The 21,180-nt window shown below is 63.6% G+C and carries 13 protein-coding genes; 8 read left to right on the top strand and 5 right to left on the bottom strand.

Features of this window, described 5'->3' with window-relative positions; all coding sequences use genetic code 11:
- Positions 1–42: 42 nt before the first annotated feature.
- Entirely contained in the window at positions 43–2,244 is a 2,202-nt protein-coding gene (locus tag AC5LXK_RS25260; protein ID WP_493391412.1) for a glycoside hydrolase family 3 C-terminal domain-containing protein, read from the bottom strand.
- A 451-nt stretch (positions 2,245–2,695) separates the two neighbouring features.
- Positions 2,696–2,875 (bottom strand): hypothetical protein, encoded by a 180-nt coding sequence (locus tag AC5LXK_RS25255; RefSeq protein ID WP_493391411.1) that lies wholly within the window; start codon positions 2,873–2,875, stop codon positions 2,696–2,698.
- A gap of 1,164 nt (positions 2,876–4,039) precedes the next feature.
- Between AC5LXK_RS25255 and AC5LXK_RS25250 the strand changes: the two genes are divergently transcribed.
- The 3 genes from AC5LXK_RS25250 to AC5LXK_RS25240 all read left to right on the top strand — a co-directional run bounded on the left by AC5LXK_RS25250 (position 4,040) and on the right by AC5LXK_RS25240 (position 8,647).
- Entirely contained in the window at positions 4,040–5,815 is a 1,776-nt protein-coding gene (locus AC5LXK_RS25250) for a serine aminopeptidase domain-containing protein (RefSeq protein WP_493394055.1), read from the top strand.
- A gap of 363 nt (positions 5,816–6,178) precedes the next feature.
- Positions 6,179–7,369 (top strand): glycosyltransferase family 4 protein, encoded by a 1,191-nt coding sequence (locus AC5LXK_RS25245; RefSeq protein ID WP_493394054.1) that lies wholly within the window; start codon positions 6,179–6,181, stop codon positions 7,367–7,369.
- Positions 7,370–7,393: 24 nt separating this feature from the next.
- Positions 7,394–8,647 carry a flippase gene (locus AC5LXK_RS25240; protein WP_493391410.1) on the top strand — a complete coding sequence of 418 codons (1,254 nt, stop codon included), beginning with the start codon at positions 7,394–7,396 and terminating at the stop codon, positions 8,645–8,647.
- A 130-nt stretch (positions 8,648–8,777) separates the two neighbouring features.
- Here the strand turns inward: AC5LXK_RS25240 and AC5LXK_RS25235 are convergent, their stop codons facing one another.
- Complete coding sequence (locus AC5LXK_RS25235; RefSeq protein ID WP_493391409.1) at positions 8,778–9,959, bottom strand: polysaccharide biosynthesis/export family protein; 1,182 nt, start codon at positions 9,957–9,959, stop codon at positions 8,778–8,780.
- Positions 9,960–10,455: 496 nt separating this feature from the next.
- Here AC5LXK_RS25235 and AC5LXK_RS25230 point away from each other — a divergent pair, with 496 nt between their 5' ends.
- From AC5LXK_RS25230 to AC5LXK_RS25215, 4 genes are all read left to right on the top strand, one after another.
- Positions 10,456–12,771 carry a GNVR domain-containing protein gene (locus tag AC5LXK_RS25230; RefSeq protein ID WP_493391408.1) on the top strand — a complete coding sequence of 772 codons (2,316 nt, stop codon included), beginning with the start codon at positions 10,456–10,458 and terminating at the stop codon, positions 12,769–12,771.
- Between the two features lie 102 nt (positions 12,772–12,873).
- Positions 12,874–14,298, top strand: a complete 1,425-nt coding sequence (locus tag AC5LXK_RS25225; protein ID WP_493394053.1) for a DUF6418 domain-containing protein — start codon at positions 12,874–12,876, stop codon at positions 14,296–14,298.
- Between the two features lie 219 nt (positions 14,299–14,517).
- A complete protein-coding gene (locus tag AC5LXK_RS25220; RefSeq protein WP_493391407.1) occupies positions 14,518–15,663 on the top strand; it encodes an acyltransferase family protein in 1,146 nt (381 codons plus the stop codon).
- Between the two features lie 36 nt (positions 15,664–15,699).
- Positions 15,700–16,962, top strand: a complete 1,263-nt coding sequence (locus tag AC5LXK_RS25215) for a right-handed parallel beta-helix repeat-containing protein (RefSeq protein ID WP_493391406.1) — start codon at positions 15,700–15,702, stop codon at positions 16,960–16,962.
- 36 nt (positions 16,963–16,998) lie between these two features.
- Here AC5LXK_RS25215 and AC5LXK_RS25210 read toward each other — a convergent pair whose 3' ends face one another.
- Both AC5LXK_RS25210 and AC5LXK_RS25205 read right to left on the bottom strand, forming a co-directional pair.
- Entirely contained in the window at positions 16,999–18,579 is a 1,581-nt protein-coding gene (locus AC5LXK_RS25210) for a mannose-1-phosphate guanylyltransferase/mannose-6-phosphate isomerase (protein WP_493391405.1), read from the bottom strand.
- Positions 18,576–19,238, bottom strand: coding sequence for a GNAT family N-acetyltransferase (locus AC5LXK_RS25205; protein ID WP_493391404.1), 663 nt, complete (start codon positions 19,236–19,238; stop codon positions 18,576–18,578). Before AC5LXK_RS25205 ends, AC5LXK_RS25210 begins: the two co-directional genes overlap by 4 nt.
- A gap of 213 nt (positions 19,239–19,451) precedes the next feature.
- On the opposite strand from AC5LXK_RS25205, the gene AC5LXK_RS25200 reads away from it, so the two are divergent.
- Positions 19,452–20,669 (top strand): glycosyltransferase family 4 protein, encoded by a 1,218-nt coding sequence (locus AC5LXK_RS25200; RefSeq protein ID WP_493391403.1) that lies wholly within the window; start codon positions 19,452–19,454, stop codon positions 20,667–20,669.
- Positions 20,670–21,180 lie beyond the last annotated feature (511 nt).

The raw sequence follows: 21,180 nt of genomic DNA, 5'->3' as shown, positions 1-21,180 counted from the left end.
AGATGCGACGCGCGGCGCCCCCGGTCGTTTCAGCGCTGCCGGTCAGTGGCCCTGCAACCGGATATCGCGCGACGAGGCGCCGACATACACGGTCCCGCCCGGCACGACTCGCCAGCCGTTACGCGACGTATCCCATACGCTCTGCATCCGCGGCGACACGGTCACGCGTACCCGCCGCGCCTCGCCCGCATTCAGCCGGATCTTCTCCCAGCCGACCAGCCGCTTCGGCGGCTCGTCCTTGTACGGCACGCCGAGATAGACCTGCGGAATTTCCGCGCCGGAGACGCGCCCGTCGTTGCGCACGGTAAACGCGACGCTCAGCGAACCGTCCCATTGCTTCGACACCGACAGCCCCGAATACGCGAAGTGCGTGTACGACAGGCCATAGCCGAACTCGAACATCGGCTTGATGTTGCGCGCGTCGTACCAGCGATAGCCCATGTCCAGCTTTTCCGCGTAGACGGGGTCGTTGTCGAACGTGCCGTTTTGCCCCCAGGTCGGCGAATCCTGATCGCGCGCGGGGAAGGTCACGGGCAGCTTGCCGGACGGATTGACCGCACCGAACAGCACGTTCGCGATCGCCTTGCCGCCGGCTTCGCCCGGATACCACGCCTCGACGATGGCCGACACGTTGTCCTTCCACGGCATCAGCACCGGATTGCCGCTCTGGACGACGACGATCGTATGCGAATTCGCGTGCGCGACCGCTTCGACGAGTGCGTCCTGGTTCGACGGGTTCGCGAGGCTCAGGCTCTGCAGATCACCGAAATCCTCGCCGGCCGGCTGTGCGACCACGACGATCGCGACATCCGAGCGGCCCGCGAGCGCCGCGGCCTGGTCGATCTCCTGCTGCGTGTACGCACGGAACGGCGACTGCTGGTCGCTGTTGCCCGCGTAAGTGACCTGCGCGGCCGGCGCAAGCGCGCGGATCGCCGCGACGATCGGCACGTCGACCTTGAGCCACGGATTGCGCCACCAGCTGCACCCGGTCGACGACCCGAACGTCAGCCCGCCGCAGCCGGCAAACGAGCCCGATACCGGGTCGCGTGTGTTGCCCGAGCCGCCGCCGGACAGCACGGCCGCATCCGCATGGCCGCCGATCACCGCGATGCGCGACAGCGCCGACGCGGCCAGCGGCAACTGGTTGCCGTCGTTCTTCAGCAGCACGATCGACTGTTCGGAGGCTGCTTGCGCGAAGCGGTTCGCGGCCGCGAAATCGATCGTGCCGCCGCCCTTGGCCGGATCGTCCATCACGCCGACGCGGATCATCACGGCGAGCTTGCGGCGCACCATGTCGTCGAGTCGTGCGGTCGACACCGAGCCGTTGGCGATCGCCTGCTTGACGGCCGCCGGCGTCAGGTACACGGTCGTCCCGACGTCTTCTTCCTCGTCGAGCCCGGCGTTGATCGCGGCAGCGGTGCTGTGCGTGGCGCCCCAATCGGACTGCACCTGGCCCTGGAAGCCCCATTCGTTCTTCAGCACGTCGTTCAGCAGGTGACTGTTTTCGCACGCATACGCGCCGTTCAGGCGGTTGTAGCTGCACATCACGCTGCCGGGGCGTCCGCGCTTCGCGGCGATCTCGAACGGAAGCAGGTAGAGCTCGCGCAGCGTGCGCTCGTCGATCTGCGTGTTGCCGCCCATCCGGCCGTGCTCCTGCTCGTTGCCGGCGTAGTGCTTGATCGTCGCGATGACTTTCTGCCGCTGCGTGGCGAGCGTACGCTCGGCGAGCAGGTCGCCGGCGAGCAGCGGATCCTCGCCGAGATACTCGAACAGGCGGCCGCCGCGCGGTTCGCGCGCGAGATTGGTGCCGCCGCCGAGGCCCATGCCGAATCCTTGCGCGCGCAACTGGATCGCGACCTGCTTGCCGTAGTCGTACGACAGCCGGCGATCCCAGCTGGCGGCGACGGCGATCGTGGCCGGGAACGTGGTGCTGGCCTGCGACGTGCTGCCGGAGCCGGTCGACGAGTCGGCCATGTTGAGATCCGGAATGCCGAGCCGCGGCACGCCCTGGATGTAGCCGGCGCCGCCGCCCGGCACCTTTGACATTTCGTATTGCGAATGAATGAACTGGAGTTTCTCGTCGAGCGTCATCTTGCGCACGAGCAGGTCGGCGCGCCGTTGCGCGGCGGCCGATGCGAACGCATCGGTCGCGTCGCCCTGCGAATTGAAATCGGCATCGCCCGCGTAGGCGGTGGTGCAGAGGGTCGCTGCCAGCACGACGGCCGGCCAGAGTTTGTCCCGCATGTTGCTCTCCATGATCGTATTGCCGGTTGTTCGGATGATGTCTGGAGCTGCGTTCGTCCGGTGGATTCGCACCGGACGCATTCGGCTGGCGATGCAGGGTGGTTGCGCGTCGGCATGCCAGGCCAGGCGGGGAATCGTTACGGCCGGTTGGGCTCGACCGGTCAACGCGGGCGGCGACGCGCAGGCCGCCCGGCGCTGCCGAATCGGATGTAGCGATTCTCTGCAGCGACTAATGGTATGAATGTAGTTTGACTACAGCATCGGTGTTTCTACCGATACGTACGATCTTTATTCGTTGCGGTCGCGCGGCGGGGTCGAAAGACGGTCAACGTTCCCGATTGCTGTCGTGCAGCAGGGTAAGAAGTGCCTGTTGCATGCGTCTCCGCGCGGAATTGCGGCGGTGCGGGAAGCCAGGTTCGTTGCGTGCACATCGAACCTGGCTTCGGTCGATTCACGCGCTGTTCGACATATCGAAGGACGGGATATAGGTGGATGGCTCTTGCGCGAATGTCGCCGGCCCATCGCTCAGAACGGATTCGTCGGTCTTGGGGGGGCAGCTTAATCCGGTCGCGCAGGCGGTCGGTCCTTCGCCATGGACATTCACGAACCGCAACCTCAGCGGTGTCAGCATGTCCGTTACCGGCGGTGCCGTATCGTCGATCGCCGTGTCGCGAAACGGGCAGGCGGCCTAGGCCGCCGGCTTGACGAACGGACTCATCGATCTGAAGCCTGGTGATGCAATGACGCTCACCTATGGCGCCGCCCCTACGGTCATGATGATTCCGCGACTGGGGCAATAGCGATTGTGCGGAATCTGAAGCGGCAAGCCCGTATTCGTGTGAGGAGTTGAGTGGGGTTGCTCACATACGTATCGTGCCGGACGGTGTTCAATCGTGCATTGACGCACGCATTGTCTCACCGGAGTACGACCGGTTCGGTGGCGCACCGGCGATCGTGTGCCGACGATGCAACCAGAGGCAATCGACAGCGCAGGCTCGCGATCGGGTTGCTCGTGCGTGTACGTGCGGCACGCGAGACGAAGGTATTCGTGCCCGGCGGCGTGCCCCGTCCGGAGACGCCTGCCTTGACCGACGGGCGATGAATCCTGGTCAAAGGCTTGGGCAAACAGGCTGGGTTGGACATGCCGCGGATCGGTGCGGTGCGCCGGGCGCCCGGCAGCCGGGCGCACGTCTGCACGTCGACGGACGAACGTCAGCAGCGGTTTACGCGGGCCGAGCGGTCCGTCGGATCGCTCGTGAACCTTGCGTGGACGTGCGCCGAGGGTCCGAAAGGGTGTGTTGTGAAAATGTAATGTGACGTACGGAAGGCGTCGGGATTGGATGGCCTAATCGCCAATGTTCGGGCAGGTTGTCGAGTCCGGCCTGTCAAGCTGATCCGGGGGTAAGGAACGGAAATGTAACGTCATCCGAACTAAAAAATTACCAAGACCAATCTCAATTCAGAGGCGCTTGCAGGTCAGGCGGTCCTCGACAGGCACTCGCCGGGCCCGGTCGGGCATGCGGGTGTTTTCACATACAGGCGTTTTCGTGGGAACCCAAATCGATACGCAAGGACGGAGCCGGTTACGGGGAGCCGGCTCGCATCGTCGCAACATCAGTCGTTCCCGATTTGCCTTGTTCGGCCGAGCGTGCATGCAGCCTCGTTTCGGCCGCGAGTCGAAGTTCACCCGGACGCACGCGCCGTCATTTTCAGTACCCGGATGCCTGCTTCGCGGCATGCGGCAGGTATCCGGCGGAGCGTCGGGCCGCCATGTATACAGCGCAAGGACCGGATCATGACGCCCATTCAGTTCAACGGATGTGTCGGCTGGTTTCACGCGGGCCATCGCCCGCATGGCATCGTGATTTGCGAGCCGCTGGGTCACGAGGCGCTCTGGCTTCACAAGCTCGTGCGATCGCTCGCCGAGCATCTCGCCGATCGCGGTTTTCCTGTGCTGCGATTCCACTATCCGGCGAGCGGCGACTCGCTGGGCGACGAACACGATGCCGGCCGCTTCGACCGCATGCTCGCGAGCGTCCGGCATGCCGTGGATGCGTTGCGCGAACGTGTCGCATCGGACACGCTGACGCTCGTCGGCGTGCGCGCCGGTGCCGCATTGGCGCTGCTCGCCGCGGACGGCATCCCCGGCGTCACGCGCTTCGTCGCGCTGGCGCCCGTGGTGCGTGGCCGCGGCTACCTGCGCGAGCTTTCTCTCGTCGCGCAACGCTGGCTCGACAACGTGCCGCCGGCCGTGCGGGATGCGGTTCGGGAGGAACGGCCTCTCCATGTGCTCGGACACGCGTATCCCGACGATCTCGTCGCGGCACTCCGGGGCATCAACCTGTGCGAGTCCGCGGGGCAACTCCAGGCGTTGCCGGCGCGCGCGTTGCTCGTCGATGCACCGTACGGCGACGGTCCTGCGCTGTCGGACGCGCTCCAGGCACGCGGTGTGTCGGTCGATCTGCGGAGCTGCCCCGACTGGGGGGGGATCCTGCGGGAGCCTGTCTGGTCGCGGTTGCCCGTCGGATTGCTCGACACGATCGCGAACTGGATCGACGACGGTGCCGATGCGGGCGTGCGCGTTTCCATGCGGGATTCCGAGTCGGCCATGACCCTGGCCGGGGAGGGCTGTATCGAACGGATGATCTCCGTGGGGGCAGGGCAATTGGTCGGCGTGCTGTGCGAACCGGCAGGCAGCACCAGACGCGCTGCCGCGCCGACCTTGTTGATTACCAATACGGCGGCCAATCCGCATGTCGCCGACGGTCGGTTTGCGGTTCGACTTGCCCGGTCGCTCGCGGCATCGGGTATCAGCAGCCTGCGCATCGATTCGAGCGGCATCGGCGACAGCGGCCCTCGTGCGAGAGACGATCAGTCGGACATTCCGTATTCGGACCAGGTGATTGTCGATATCGCATCCGCAGCCGACTGGCTGAAGGAACAGGGGCATCGCGAGATCGTTGCATTCGGGATTTGCTCTGGCGCGTACGCGTCGCTGCATGCCGCCGCGCGCGAGCATTTCGCCGGCGTGATCGCGGTCAATCTTCCGGTTTTCATCTGGCCGCGCGGAGAAACGCTCGCGAATGCCATCAGTAACCAGACAAATTCGATGCGCGGCTATTGGGCGTCGCTGCGCAGCCGCCACAAGCTGCGCCGGCTGATGCTCGAAGGGCGCGACCTGCGGCCGGTCCTGCGTGCGCTGTTCCGTTTCGTCGCGGGCGTCATGACCGTGCCCGTCAAGCGTGTCGGCGAATATTTCGGCTGGCGTCCGGGTAACGAGACACCCCGAGGATTGCTGCGAGACATGTCGGTTCGCGGCATCCGGACCCATCTCGTCTACGGCACATTCGATGCGGGCGTCGACGCGCTCGTCCGGCATTTCGGCCCCGCATCCCGTGCGTTTGCGCGTTGGCCGAACGTATCCGTCGACATGCAGGACACGCTCGACCATTCGCTGCACGGGAATGCCGCTGCGCAGTACGTCGTCACCCGTTGCGTCGAGATGCTTGCCGGCTGGTACACACCAGCCGAATTCGCGGCCCCTGCGCAACCGGAGCACGCGCATTCATGACGTTCGTGCGGACGTCGCACGCCGGCCCATCCGGGCGGCGATCGCGGCGTCTCTCCCGGGCGGGTGCCTCGGGACCGCCGCACAGGAGAGCCTGCGACGGTGGTTTTGCCAGTGTCTCCCGCCAACGTAACCGGACGAACAGATCCGCCGCTTCTGTCACCTTATCCTGACAGTGTCGAATATTCATGGGGTTGCGTGTTTGCAAGCGCCATGGCGACTCCGTCCAGGAATGACAATGAAGCAAGCGTGCCGGGAACATCGAAAGTGGAACAGGCGTCACCGCCAGCGGGCAACGCACGATGTTGCGCATGCGACACCGGATGACGCCGGCTCGCGACATGGCGTCCACCGGGGCCGACCGTGATGCGCGTGCTGGTGATCAACGACTTCGTTCGCAAGGGTGGTGCCGAGGAAGTGTACCGGGTGTCCGTCGACGTGCTTCGTGCCCGCGACGGCGTGACGGTCGAAACCTTCGACGAGCATGCGCTGACCGATGTCGAAGGCGGCGGACGCGCACGTGCATGGTCGCCTGCTGCCGCGCGTGCGCTCGGCACGCAGCTCGATCGATTCCGCCCGCAACGCATCCTCGTACACAACTATCACAACCTGCTGTCGAGCGCGATCCTGCCCGTACTCGCCCGCTACAAGCGGCACTCGGGATGTGGTCTGTTCATGACTGCGCACGATTATCATCTGCTGTTCTACAACCCGAGCCTGCTTGTCTATTCCCGCGGACACGCGCAACCGTTGCCGATCGACCAGCTGCATCGAGGCCGGCGCATCGCACTTAAGGCGAGCCCGCGCGGCTTGCTTCACGACGTCGCGAAGAAGCTGCACTGGCATGCGGTCAATACGCTTTTCGATCCGCTCGGCCTGTTTGACGAGATTCTCTGTCCGAGTCCGTTCATGCACGACCTCGTGGCGCAGTCTGGTCGAACGCGCGCCACACTGGTACCGAATCCGGTCGACTCGACGCTGGTTCCCCGTCCGCCCAAACCCGTCCGGGGCGATCGCCTCGACCTGGCGTTCGTCGGTCGCGTGGACGCGGACAAGGGCCTCGGTCGGTTTCTCGCGCTCATGAGCGAATCGGCCGGCGATGCGATTGCGTCGCTGACTGTCTACGGCGATGGATCGGAGCGGGGCGACCTGGAGAAACTTCACGCGACACTCGTCGAGTCGGGGCGGCTGCGTTTTGCCGGGCGCGTAGATCACGCCACGTTGTTCGCCGCGCTCCCGACGCACGATGCCCTCGTGTTGCCGTCGATCTGGGTGGAGAACGCCCCTCTCGTGATCGTCGAGGCTGCAATGCTCGGCCTGCCGGCGCTCGTGCACGACATCGGAAGCCTGTCGACCTTTGGTGACGAGATCGGCAACAAGATTCTCTACCGGAGCACATCCGAAGGCTTCGCACGCGCGCTCGCCGAACTGCGCACGCACCTCGATAGCGAAAATCGTCACTACGACTGGTCGCGTTACTCGCTCGAACGCTACGCGTCGTCGCTGTGTGCCGTACTCGGCATCGGCGCGGATGTACCGCGAACGTGGGCACATTGACTTACTCTCAGCCCAGAAAGCACGATGACCGCTGTCCGAAAAAATTTCGCGTTGTTGTTCGCATTGCAAGTCTCGACGTATGTCGTGCCGCTCGTCACGTTGCCTCTGCTGACGCGCGTGCTCGGCCCCCTGCAATACGGACGGCTGTCGTTCGTGCTGGCGGTGACGACGTATTTCATCAATCTCGCCAATTACAGCTTCGACCTGACCGCAACGCCGCGTGTCGCGCTGGCGGACGGCAGGGCGGAACGATCCCGGATTTTCTGGGCAACGGTTTGCGCCCAATGGGCGATCACGGTTGCCGGCTTCGCCGTACTCGTCGTGCTGACCCTGCTCATCCCGCATTTCGCGGCGGAACGCACGGCCCTGCTGATCGGGTTCGGCATGGCGGTCGGTGCCGCGCTGACGCCGGGCTGGTACTTTCAGGGCATCCAGAAGTTGAGCGTCTACAGTGTCACGGTGGTCGTGTACCGTGCATGCAGTGTCGTGGCCTTCTTCGTGTGGGTGCGCACGCCGGACGATCTCCTGCACGCGGTTGCCATCAACGCGGCGGTGCCGTTGCTTTGCGGGGTGACGTTGCTTGCGTACCTGGTCTTCCGTCGCGAGATCGAAACTGTCCGCGTGCGGTTCGCCGACATCGCCGCCGCCGTCAAAGGCGGCTCGCAGGTATTTCTGGCATCGACGTCGATCTCGTTCTACGCGTCGACCAATACCATCCTGCTCAGTATCGTCTCGGGTAGTGTCGCGGCCGGCTATTTTTCCGCCGGCGACAAGTTGATCCGGGCCGCGGTCGGTCTGCTGCAACCGCTGAGAGCGGCAACCTATCCGCACGTCACGTATCTGATGCATCACGCGCGTGACGACGCGTTTGCATTCTTGCGAAAGCTGATCGTGCTGCAGGGCGCGCTGGTGCTGGCCATGTCGGCGACGATCTACGCGTGTGCGCCGCTCATCGTCCGGATCCTGTACGGCAGCTCGTTTGCGCCGACGGTCGGCGTGCTGCGTTGCCTGGCGCTGGTGCCGTTCATGGCGTGCATGACCGACCTGTTCGGGGTTCAAACCATGTTGCCGATGGGCATGAAGCGCGTGTTCAGCATCATCCTGATCTCGTCCGGTGTGTTGAACGTGACGCTGCTGCCGCCGCTGGCCATGCTGTTCGCGGAGCGCGGGGCGGCCATCGCGGTGTTGATCGCCGAAACGGCCGTCGCGGTCGCGCTCGCGTACGTGCTCTGTCGTGAACGGGTCGGCCTGATCAATCTGTCGGCGCGTTCGGGGTGAGGCGATTCGCGCGCCGTCGGTTCGGCGGCGGCAGCAGCGTGATGCGTCGGATTCGCGATCCTGCCACGCCGCTGCCGTTGTGCGATGCGAGTCGACCGGCGGCGCCTTTGTTGTTTTTCCGGCAGGCCGATTACTTGGTGACGAGCGCTCCGGTCAGCCCCGCGCTGATCGCCGGCAGCAGCAGGTTCAGCACGCGGCTCGCGCGGACCAGCCCGCTGTTGTCGACATACACGATATCCTTCGACGCGAGCGGGAACTGATTCGCGAGCAGCATCGAGACGGGCGACTTCATGTCGAGGTGATAGATGACCGGCTCGCTGTCGGCGGCCTTGCGCAGCACGAAAACCTGCTGGGCATTCGACGTCTGCTGGTTGAGCTGGCCGGCCTCCGAAAGCGCCGCACTCAATGTGAGCGAGCCGTCGCGTTCGGGCGGCACGGCTGTCGGCTTGTTCACTTCGCCCATGACGTAGACGGGATTGTCGTCGCGAGCACCCACATGCAACAGGTCGCCGGGCTGCAGCATGATCGTGGCGGGACTCTTGCCCGTCTTCATCAGTTGCGCGACATTCACCGGATAGATCGTACCGTTGCGAGTGACCGTCACGCGACTCTGGTCCGCGGTCGGCGCAAAGCCGCCCGCGCGATTGACCGCTTCGACCAGGGTCATCGGAATGTCGTTGATCGTCTGCGAACCGGGCGCGCGCACTTCGCCGTCTACATACACTTGCTCGGCACGGAACGATGCCACGCGAACGGTCACCTGCGGTTTGACAAACACCTTCCTGAGTTCGGCATCGAGCTCCCGCTGGATCTGCGCGGCGGTCTTTCCGGCGGCGCGGATCGGTCGCGTCACGTAGGGGAACTGCACGTTACCGTCGCTATCGACCACGAAACCGGGCGCTGCGTCGGAGGGCTTCGTATTCTGCGTGGGCTGGCCGACAGCGGCAGCGAATTCGGGGTGATCCCACACCGTGATTTGCAACACGTCACCCGGGCCGACCTTGTAGCCACTCGGCTTGCCAAGCAGATTGCCCGGGATCGGCAACGCGGTGCGGTGTTTCTGCTCCGTGCGAATCTGGTCGATCAGCGTCAGGTCGATCTGCTTGACCGGGACCTTCATGTCGCTGGTCACGTCGCCATTGTCGGCGGTCGTGACCGGCAACGCAGCCTGATCCGCCATGTGCTGGCCGGGCACAAACGCACACGCGGAAAGCAGGGTGGCAATCGCCACGGAGAGCGCGGCGCGCATTCGACGCACTGCATGGTCGTTCTTTTTCAGCGCGAGCGTATCGAATAGCTGGTGGTTGTTCATGTCGTCATTCAGCATAGTAAACCGGCCGATCTGCTGGCCGGGTATGACCCGTATTTATAAAAAATCTGAATTAATTTAATACTTTTCGTGCCTTCCGATTTCCGGTGTTTCTCATCCCGACACCCTGATATGGACGGTCGTGTGTGTGACTGCATGATCGGGCCACAGTATTGTCACGGGTTGCCGGAAGGGGAAGCGACGGGCACTTAACATAGCACGAGACAGGTTGGCAACCCAGTGATCGGCACCATCAGTGGCTATTAATGTAAGCCATCGCACTTAGCGCGCCGGGCATTTATCGCATAGTGGCTCGGACAAACAGAATCATTGGTGTTCCTGGGGCACGGGTTCAGTGGCGCACTTTTTACCGACCCACGGTCGGAGGCAGGACAGGCGCCCGGGATGGCGCGGCCTGGTACGCGTCGCGCGGCATGCGCGACCAAGCGCGCGCGCCGCCACGTGAAGCCTGGCAAGGCGGTAATTTGGGAGTTTATGCATGACACTGGATAGGCCTGCGTCTAATGAGTACCGGGACGGAGCGGGAAATGTTTCCCGCGACGCGTCTCGCTTTACGCTGACCGAATTGCTGGAAAATGTATTTTATTATCGAAATGCATTTATTTCTGTTTTTCTGGGGTGCCTGCTGTTGGCATTCGTGTATGCCATTTCGGCGACGCCGATTTATTCTGTCGATACGCTGATACAAGTCCAGGAAAACAAGCACAGTGCGCTGGGTTCGCTTTCCGAGATTTCGAATGCGCTGGATATTCAGAACTCGGCCGTAATCGGAGAGATCGATATCGCCCGCTCGCGCACGGTCGTCACCCAGGCAATCGATGCAACCGTCGCGCAGGCGGAAGTTTCGGTCAGTAACCGGATTCCGCTCGTGGGTGGTTTTCTCGGTTCGATCCTGTCGAAAGATGCGAATGGTCTCGTCAAGCCGTTGTTCAATACCCCGTTCTGGGCGTGGGGCGGCGAACGAGTCGAATTCAGCAAATTCGATGTCCCGGATGCACAGCTTGGCAAAAAGCTGGAGTTCGATTATCTCGAAGGCAACCGCTTCCGGTTGAAGGACAGCGATGGGCAAGAGGTGTTGCAGGGCGTAATCGGCCAGCCGAGCGAAGGTAACGGTTATCGCGTGGATGTGTCGCGGATCGTGGCCCGTGCCGGTACGGAGTTTCGTGTAAAGCGGGTGGCCACGCCCGTGCGACTCGACGCTGTCCTGACCAAGCTGGCCGGGGCGGAAACGAAACGCCAGTCGGGCATCATGCAGCTCAGCCTCGAGGATCCCGATCCCGTGTTTGCCGCGCGACTGCTCAATGCCATTGCCGCGGCCTATCTGGATGTCAACGCGAAACGGCGTTCGGAGGATGCCGAGCGCAGCATGGCGTTCCTTGAAGCGCAACTGCCGGCCGTGAAGGCGCGTCTGGAGCAGGCGGAGCAGGCACTGAACACGTTTCGCAACGCGCAAGGCTCGATCGATTCGCAGGGCGATGTCAGGCTGCTCATCGACCAATTGGCGCTGGTAGACAAGTCGCGGCTCGAAGCCAAGCTCGAGTATCAGGACTTGTCGGCCAAGTATGTTGCCGGACAGCCCCAGCTTGCGGCCGTCGTCAACAAGCTGAAGACGCTTGATCAGCAGTCGGCCGAACTGAAAAGCAAAGTGGCGCACTTGCCGTCGCAGCAGCAGACCTATTTGCGGTTGTCGCGAGACGTCGAAGTCAATAACCAGCTCTATGTCGGTTTGCTGAACAACACGCAGCAGTTGCAGATCGCCAAAGCCGGCACGGTCGGCAATGCGTCCATCATCGACAAGGCCGATGTGAGCGACAAGCCGATTCGGCCGAAGCGCATGCTCGTGATCGTGCTGGGTGCGGCGGTCGGGCTGATACTGGGCGTTGCCGTGGCACAAGGCTGTGCATTGTTTTTCCGGCGCGCTCGCGATCCGAAGCATCTGGAATCGATGGTCGGCGTTCCGATGCTTGGCGTTCTCCCGTCATCGCCGCAGCAGATCGCGGCCGACCTGAACGGCAGGTCGGCTTTCATGGCCGTGAGAGAGCACCCGGATACGCCGTTTGCCGAAGCGATGGCCAATCTGGCCTTGCTGTTGCGTTACAAGATGACCGCGGAGCGAGGCAATGCAAAGGCCGTTCTGATTACGTCTTCCGAGCCGGGGCAGGGCAGGTCGATGATCTCCGCCAATCTCGCCTGTCTGTTCTCGGAAAGCGGCTACAAGACCTTGCTTGTCCGGGCCGATGCTGGCCACGCGAGCAGTGAGCGATGCCTGCCGGTCAAAAGCGGGAAGGGTTGGTCGGATGTGCTGAAAGGCTCGCTCGATCTCAGGAAGGCGATCGCTCGCGTTCACGAAAATCTTGACGTGCTGCCTGCCGGACAAGAGGTCAAGCCGGTGCGGAACCTGTACGGCACCGAGAAGCTGGAGGCGCTGCTCGCCTCGCTGCGAGGCGAATACGACATGATCGTCGTGGACGCACCCTTGGCCCGTCCGGCCGTAAATGTTGCCATGTTGTCGAGGTTCGCCGACATCACGTTGATGGCGGCACGGCAAGGTTCGGCCAGCTACGCCGGCGTGGCGGACGCGATCGAGAATCTGAACAAGGTCGGAGCGGATGTGGACGGGCTGGTGTTCAACGGCTTCGAGCCTCCACCGTTTCACTTCGGTCAGTACGCGAACGTGCGTCGACCTGCGAAGGAAACCCGGACGCAGGCCGATCCTCGCCACGTCGCGTCCGATACGTTTTTGTTCAGGGCATGGGCGCGCGTCAGAAAGGAACTGCTCAGAAACGTTGCTTGATATCGAGCGACGCGGAGCGTGGCAAATGATTCATCGGACCGAGGCGGGAAGAAGACGTCCAGTCGATGGTGAAGGATGGAACGGATTTCGGGTTGCGGCACGATGAAGAAGACGACGGGAGCATTGGGCGGCAACGGCGGGTTCGTATCCGCAACCGGCGTGGTGGTATTGACGCTGTTCACGCTTGCCTTGCTGTTCAACGCAGTGATGCCGGCGCTCGGAATGAAGGAACTGAGCGCCCTGTGCACGTTGCTGCTGGCAACACTGGGGCTCGTCGGGCTGGTCAGGTCGCGTCCGGTGTTTGCCGTGTCGATGCTTTACGTGCTGGCGATCGCAATGACCGCATTCCTTGCGGGCGTGGGTCTGGAGGACGGCGGCTATCTGACGGAAACCGACGTCATCGGCGACGCGACCGGGGCCTTCAGCCGGCTTCTGTCGTTCTATCTGATTTTTGTCGTCTGCGCGCTCGTCGCGTTCGATCGATTCCTGGACGAACGCCCGAAGCGTGAAGCGATCAAGGCGCGGATCACGTTGCAACCGATCAGCATCGCGATCGGTTTCGGGCTCGCGGCCACGATCATTGCGATCGGTGTGATCGCGGGTCTCACGTCAGGGTTCTCGCTGTTTTCCGGCATCAATCGGTATGCACTGCGGAATGATTCATCGAACGGGATGATGTTCAACCTGTTCCTGAACAACCAGTCCTTCATGGGCTTTCTGCTGGGCACGATCGCCACCAGCCCAGACAAGCGCATCAGGGTGGCGGCGATCCTGACGATGGCCGTCGACCTGGCGCTCAACGTGATGCATGGCGAACAATTCATGGCCGTGCTGCACATCGGGCTGTGCTCGCTAGCTCCGTTCATTTCGATTCATGCGATGAACGGCAAGCCGGTCGTTCGCTATCTGGGCATCGGTGCGGGATTGGCGTTGTTGCTCGGCGCCGTTTCCATCGTCTATTCCTACAGGGGGCAGGGGCTCGAAGTCACCGATATGCTCTCTTCGCGCTTTCTGCTGCAGGGGCAGCCGTGGTACGTGGTCGACAACGACGCACATATGTTTGCGGCACCGAGGCTCGGCGGCACGGACGCATTCTGGCGATTCGTGAACTCTCTGGGTTCCTGGACCATGCCGACCTTTTTCGACGATTCCGAACCGAGCGGCTTGCGTGACCTGATGATGTCGTACACGGAGCCGAGCGTGCTCAGGGCCTACATGTTCGACGACGTGACCTTCACGATGGGGAACATGGCCGTGCCCGTGTATTGGTTCGGCTACGCCGGGGGCGCGCTTTTTGTCGCGATGACCGGCTTGGTGTACGGCGCGCTCGGTGCGCTGCAGATTCTGGTCGCGATGCGCGGCGGGGTCGTGATGCTGTGGCTGATGGCGAAGGTCTTTTCGTATGCCACTTTTGCCGTTCAGCAAGGTGAATACTGGATGATGTTCGGCTCGCGCACGGTCTTTTATGCGGTTCTCGCACTCGCCTGGTGGTATTGGGTCGATGCAAGGAATTCAGACCTCAGGTGAACCAGGCCCGGCTCACCTGAGGTTTTCGTCAAGCTGGTGTTTTCGCCGTTCAGCGGTGCGCGCCGCGTCAAGGTAGTCGACGCGCGCTCGGCCGTCGCGGGCATTCGCTTGTTTGTGAACATGTGCAGGGCGTCCCCGTCTGCTTCGTCGATTCCGGAAGCGGCGTTTCCGGTCTTGGATACGAGCTGCCTTGTGCCTTGAGTCTTCACTATTCCCGTCATGTCAAAAGCGAAGAATTCGGAGCGGTTTCACCATATCGACGCGATGCGTGCCGTTGCGGTGATACTTGTCATCTGGACGCACTATGCCGAACGGTTCGTCCCCCTTGCCGGCTCACAGGTTGTGCTCGACACCCTGCAACGCTCCGTGAATTTCGGAAGAATCGGTGTGGTCATCTTCTTCGCGATCAGCGGCATGCTGATTCCAACCAGTCTGCACGGCGAGACGGGCGAGGGCACGAAGCGGTTCCTCGTTCGGCGATTCCTTCGACTGTATCCTGCCTATTGGCTGGCGCTGCCCGCCGGGTATTTCGTTCATTGGTATTTGTTCGATAAAACAATGGACCTGCGCGGCATCCTGGCCAATGTGACCATGATTCCGGCTGCATTCGGGGAAAGCCTGATCCTGCCGCATGGCTGGACGCTGGAAACGGAGTTGTATTTCTACGGGGTATGCCTGATTTTGTTCTGGTGCGGGGCGCTGCACCGGATGCTGCATCTGTGTCTTGTCTCTGTCGGGCTATGCGGACTGTTCGTGTTGACGCTCGAATTGCATGTCTTCCCGGCCGATCTTCTCAGTCAGTACAAGACCATGCCGTACCATCTCGGCATCATGTTCTGGGGCGCCTGCTTTCGCCAGGCGTATGACAACCCTTCGCAGCTGCTGCAGATCAGACTGACCAGAAGCGGTGCGCTGTCTCGGCTATCCCTGACTTACCGGTCGGCGGTCGTCTTTGCGACGATACCGGTCGTCGGCATCGCGCTGGTGGGGGCCATCAACGACTGGCGACATCACAACGCGTTCCACCTTCCGATTTCGCTCGCGTACATGATCGGTATCGCGACATTCGCGATACTCGCAACCTTGCTGAAGCTTCGCATCCGTCTGCTTTCATGGATCGGCAAGATCAGTTACTCGGTCTACTTGCTGCACAGTCTTCCGCTGTTTGCGGCGTACTGGCTGTGTCAGCGTTTCCACTTCGTTGGATGGCCGCTCGGCCTTTACATGATCGTACCGCTCGTGCCCCTGATTCCATTGGCGTGGGCAGGCTACCGACTGTGTGAGGCGCCGTTCGTGAAGCTTGCGCATACGCTCACGTCGCGTCGGGGAAGTCGTGTGTTGGCGCCCGGCGATGCGACCGGTTGATTCTTGCGCCAGGTTGTTCCACGGAAATGATTCGATATGCGCAGATCGCCACCCCTGTCTCGTGTATGCGCCGGTATCGCCGGCATGATGATGGCCGGCGGGCTCGCGTGGCCGGGGTTCGCCGCGGCTGTATCCGGAGCACCCGCATCCGGTGCGATTCATGCGGGCATGCCCGACGCGTATGTGCATCCGGCCGCGGACTCGGCCGATCAGGCTGATGAGCTGCAACGCGCGCTGGACGTGCTGCAGCCTGGCCAGCGACTGGTGTTCAAGCCCGGACGGTATGTTGTCGGCCGTTCGCTGGTCGTGCGGCAGCGGCATGTCGTGCTGGCGGGTTTCGGCGCGACGCTGGCGGCGACCGCTCCGGGGAATCAGACGATCGAGATGCGGGGCGACGGGTCGACGCTCACCGGGTTTCATCTCTCGGGAACCGGCGCGACGCGCCTCGATTCGCCGGAATCGACCAAGGTCGAGGTGACGGGGCACGACGTGCAGGTGCTCGACAACGTCATCGACGGCGGCGCCAGCGCGGGCATATTCGTGTTCGGCGGGACGGATGTCGTGATCGTCGGCAACGAGGTGCTGGCGACGCTGGCGGACGGCATCCATATCACGCACGGCGCGCGCAACGTGCTCGTGCGGGGCAACGTCGTGCGCGGTACCGGCGACGACATGATCGCCGTGGTGAGCTATCAGCGCGACGGCGTGCTCAGTCGCAACGTGCTGATCGCCGACAACTCGCTCGAAGGCAACGCGTGGGGGCGGGGCATCACCGTCGTCGGCGGCGCCGACGTGACGATCGCGAACAACGTGGTGCGAAACGTGCAGGTGAGTGCGGGCATCCTCGTGGCGCAGGAGGACAGCTGGCGAACCTACGGCGCGTCCGGCGTGCTGGTCGAGAACAACGAGATTTCCGACATCCAGACCGCGGCCGGACGCACCGACCCACGCCCGCTGACGCAGCAGGCCGCTATCGACGTCAGTACCTGGTCCGGCTCGGTGGCGCGTGTGGCCGTCATCGGTAATCGTGTTTCGCGTGCGCGGTTCGACGGCATTCGCGTGTGGGGAAACGTGTCGCAGTACCGGATCGAGAACAACCGGTTGTCCGCGATCGGCGGGATGCCGGTACAGGTAGGCGGAGCAGGAGGGTGTGCGTCGGGTGGCGCGAAGGCCGTGCAGTGCAGGACGCCGGTTGTTCAGCCTGCGTCGATCGAAGCGGTCGGGGCGGACACCTCGGCGTTGCCGCCCGTGCGCGAAATGCTCAGGCGGGCCCGCTCGCCGGGGCGCGGCATCGATTGACGACACGATGCGCGCGCCGGCGTGCGCGGCCCGGGCTTACCGCACGATGCTTCCTTCCACGGCCGGTACGTGCGGTTCCTGAGTCGCGAGCGGTATTGCGCGATGTTCCGGCAGCGTGTCGACGACGGGACGTCCGTACTGGTCGTCGAAGCGCACGATATCGTCTTCGCCGAGGTAGTTGCCCGATTGCACCTCGATGATCTCGAGCGGAATCCGGCCGGGATTCTCGAGGCGATGGACTTCACCGACGGCGATATACGTCGACTCGTTCTCGCTGAGCAGGAATGTTTCGTTGCCGCGTGTCACCTTCGCGGTACCGCAGACGACGATCCAGTGCTCGGCGCGGTGATAGTGCATCTGCAGCGACAGCCGCTTGCCGGGTTCGACGACGATCCGTTTCACCTGGAACCGTTCGCCGAGATCGATCGAATCGTAATGCCCCCACGGACGCTGCACCTTGCGGTGCTCGCTCGCCTGTGGCCGCCGGTCGCTCTTCAGGCGCGCGACGATGTTCTTCACGCGCTGCACGTCGTGCTTGTTCGCGACGAGCACCGCGTCGGGCGTTTCGATCACGACGACATCCTTCATCCCGATGCACGCGACGAGACGGCCTTCCGACCGCACGAGGCTGTCCTGCGTGTCCTCGAACACGGTCGGGCCGCGCGCGACGTTGCCGTGATCGTCCTTCGGCATGATTTCCCAGATCGCATCCCACGTGCCGACGTCCGACCAGCCGGCCGAGAGCGGTACCACGATCCCTTCGATGCCGAGTTCGCTGCTTTCGGCGAGGCGTTCCATGACGGCATAGTCGATCGAGTCGGACGGGCAGGCGTTGAAGGCCGCCGCGTCGATCCGGAAGAACGGATCCTCGGCGACGCCTGCCCGCCATGCCGCCTCGCAGGCCGTGTGGATCTCGGGAGCGAGCGCTTGAATCGCCTTGAGCCAGACCGATGCGCGCATGACGAAAATTCCACTGTTCCACCAGTAGTCGCCAGACTGCAGATAGCGTTCGGCGAGCGCTGCGTCGGGTTTTTCGACGAAGCGCCCGATCGAATAGCCGCCTTGTCCGCCGTGGTGGCTCGTCCGCGGCTCGCCGACCCGGATATAGCCGTAGCCCGTTTCCGCGCGGCGCGGCAGCACGCCGAGCGTGACGATCGCGCCTTCCTGCGCGTAACGTGCTGCGCGTGCAATCGCATCCTGAAACGCGCCGGCGTCCGTGATCACGTGATCGGCCGGCATGACCGCAAGCACGGGATCATCCTCGAGCACGCTGGCGTCGAGCGCGGCGAGCGTGAGTGCCGGTGCCGTGTTGCGCGCAGCCGGCTCGAGCAGGATGCGCGCAGGCGCCGCCCGGTCGACGACTTGCGCGGCGCTCATGACGCGATGCTGTTCGCTGCACACCAGCAACAGCGTGTCGCCCAGCACCGCGTTCGAGATGCCGTTCAGGCGGCGCGCCGTCGCGGACAGCGGCGACTCGTTCGACGTCAGCTCGATCAGTTGTTTCGGGAACTGTTCGCGTGACAGCGGCCAGAGGCGCGTGCCGGAGCCGCCGGCGAGGATCACCGGCAGAATGCGCGGAAGGTCGGGCTCGGGAACCGGGCGTAGGGTGCGGGTCATCGGTTGGCTCCGGTATCGGCGGGTAGCCGGTTGTGAACACGTTCGCCGGTGCGCGCGTCTTCGTTTCGGGGACGGGCCGTCGAGATGGCCCGGGACAGCAGCTGGCGCAATGCGCCGGCGGCGCGGTCGGTCGGCCGGATCATGCCGACGAACGGCGCGCCCTGTTCGAGATACGGTCCGTATGCCTTGCGGAATCCGAATCGCTTGTAGAAATCCTGGCGCGGCGCGGGGACGTGCATGCGCAGCGCGGCGTCCGGCCACGCGGCGAGCGCGGCCGTCAGTGCACGTTCGATCAGGTGTTCGAGCGTGTCGCCGTCGCGGCACGCTTCGCTCGTCAATACCTTGTCGATCACCACGTCCGGGTCGATGTCGTCGCCCGGCAGGATTCGCGCGTAGGCGGCGACCTCCGCTGCGGCGCCGATGCGCACGGTTGCATAGACGTGTATGGCGCCTGCGTCCTTGCCGTCGATGTCGAGATGGGTATGCGCATCCTCGACGACCAGCACGGTGTTGCGTGCACGCAGAATTGCATAGAGATCGACGGCGCTCAGATGTTCGAATTCACAACAATGCCATTCCATGATGCGGTCCTCGCATGAAGCCTTCAGCACGCCGTACCGCACGAACGCGTTCGTCCGGTGCGGTGCGACGATGATCATGATGCGGATGACGTGCGTGCCGGTCTGTTCGAAAGCGCACTCAGGTTCCGGTTTGCCGGCCCGCGCGGTATGCCGGTTCCGGCGTGCGACGAAAGCACAATGTGCGGTAGCACACATCGGCCATGCGGGTGCTTTCCGATAATTGGCGCGTCATGGCGGCCGCTTCGCGCGGGCCGCCCATATCGAACGTCAATGATCAACCGGGAGCAGTACTTGAAGATTGCGATCGTTCACGACTGGCTGGTCGTGCCTGGCGGCGCCGAACGCGTGCTGGCGCACATGATCGACTGCTTTCCGCAGGCCGATGTCTACAGTCTCGTCGATTTTCTCGAGGATCGTGACTGCCTGCGCGGCCGCGCGGTGCGCACGTCCTTCATCCAGAAGCTGCCGTTCGCGCGCACGCGCTACCGCAGCTACCTGCCGTTGTTCCCGCTTGCCATCGAACAGTTCGACCTGTCGGAATACGACGTCGTGCTGTCGAGCTCGTATGCGGTCGCAAAGGGCGTGCTGACCGGCCCGGACCAATTCCACGCCAGCTACGTGCATTCGCCGGTGCGCTATGCGTGGGATCTGCAGCACCAGTACCTGAACGAGGCCGGGCTCGCGCGCGGGCCGAAATCGGCGATCGCGCGGGCACTGCTGCATTACATCCGCAACTGGGATGCGCGGTCGGCGAACGGCGTCGATCGCGTGGCCGCGAATTCGAACTTCATTGCACGCCGCATCCGCAAGGCCTACCGGCGCGATGCGACGGTGATCTATCCGCCGGTCGACGTCGACCACCTGTCGATGCGGCCGGACAAGGAAGGGTTCTACCTGACTGCGTCGCGGCTCGTGCCGTACAAGCGGATCGACCTGATCGTCGACGCGTTCTCGCGTACGCCGGAGCGCCGCCTCGTCGTGATCGGGGACGGGCCGGAAATGGCGAAGATCCGCGCGCTGGCCGGGCCGAACGTCACGCTGCTCGGCTACCAGCCGTTCGACGTGCTGCACGACCACCTGCAGCGGGCGCGCGCGTTCGTGTTCGCGGCGGAAGAGGATTTCGGCATTTCGCCGGTCGAGGCGCAGGCGTGCGGTACGCCCGTGATCGCGTACGGGAAGGGCGGCGTGCGCGAATCGGTGCGCGCGTGGCCGGGCACCGGCGCAACGGGCCTGTTCTACCGCGCGCAAACGGTCGACGCGCTGGTCGACGCGCTTGCGCGCTTCGAAGCGTTGCCGCGCGGGTCGATCGATCCGCAGGCGTGTCGCGCGAATGCCGAGTTCTTCGGCTCGGCGCGCTTTCGGGACGAGCTCACGCGCTTCGTGATGGATGGCTATGCTGCGTTGCGGGAAGAGATAGCCGGTTCGGCGGGTTTCACGTCGGGTGACGACGCTTCGGCCGAAGACGGCATGCGCGACCGGCAAGCCCGGCATGGCCAGACGGCGCTGTGAACGTGACCGGCGACCCCGCTGGTTGATTACGACGTGTAACGGCCGGGCGGGCGATACGCCGTTTCCGGACGATGCGGCCGGCAGGCGGCGCGAGCGATTATGCGGCACGTGGCGTGCGGTGCCGGCCTTTTTCACGAATTTCGGTGAGAATCGCGGGCAATCATCGGTGTCTGTTTCGCGGAAAAGTAGTATTTGCCACTGATTGACGCGAATGGTCATAGATAATCAAATCTTGGTAATCAAAGGCGCGTCGCACCCGGCACCCGGCGGCGTAACCAGTTGATTCAGGATTATCTTTTGGTAACAAGGCTTCCGGAAACGGAGTGTAAATTCACGAATGGATGAAGTTCGGCGGCGGATCCGGGAACGGGCCGGCCGCCATCCGGTTCAGCATCGGGCGCGACTGTCGTGTACGACGCGACGCACATGCGGACGGCATTTCCGTTTGCCGACGTGCCCCGCCTGACGGCGGGTCGTTTCAAAGCCGGAATGTCGCAGCTCCCGCAGCCGC

It is taken from the genome of Burkholderia pulmonis (assembly GCF_984667975.1).
Note: the sequence above shows the minus strand (reverse complement) of the source record. Positions and strands in the feature narration are given on the sequence as shown.